At 73.2% G+C, this 533-nt stretch carries 1 protein-coding gene; it reads left to right on the forward strand.

Features of this window, described 5'->3' with window-relative positions:
* Positions 1-44 precede the first annotated feature (44 nt).
* Positions 45-425, forward strand: a complete 381-nt coding sequence (gene gspI, locus ACDELDRAFT_RS23465; RefSeq protein ID WP_005802050.1) for a type II secretion system minor pseudopilin GspI — start codon at positions 45-47, stop codon at positions 423-425.
* Positions 426-533: the final 108 nt, after the last annotated feature.

Below are 533 nucleotides of genomic sequence, written 5' to 3' on the forward strand. Positions count from 1 at the left end.
CAAGCCACGAACGCACGACGCGAGCGGAGCTTTCCGCCCCGGCCATGCCGCGCCGTCCCGGCCCCGACGCGGCCGCCCCGCGCGGCTTCACCCTGATCGAGGTGCTGGTGGCGCTGGCCATCGTGGCCATCGCCCTGATGGCGGGCCTGCAGGCCACCACCGCCCTCACGCGCAATGCGCTGCGCCAGTCCGACATCGTTCTGGCCCAGTTGTGCGCCGAGAACGAACTGGTCAAGGCGCGCCTGTCGCGCCAGATGCCAGGGGTGGGCGACAGCACCCAGCCCTGCGAGCAGGCCGGGCGCCGCTTCGACGTGGCCGTGATCGTGCGCCCCACGCCCAACCCCAGCTTCCGCCGCGTGGACGCGCAGGTGTTCGACGGCGGGTACTCGGTGCTGCGCCTGTCCACCATCGTGGGGCGCTACTGACATGCAGGGCCTGTTTTCCCTGTTCGCATGCGGCGCGGCAGCCCGGCCCGGCAATGACGTCCGGGGCGGCTGTGCGCACGCACAGGCCCGGACGGGCCGCCGAGCCCT

Origin of the sequence: Acidovorax delafieldii 2AN (assembly GCF_000175235.1) — a bacterium.
GTDB lineage: Bacteria > Pseudomonadota > Gammaproteobacteria > Burkholderiales > Burkholderiaceae_C > Acidovorax > Acidovorax delafieldii_B.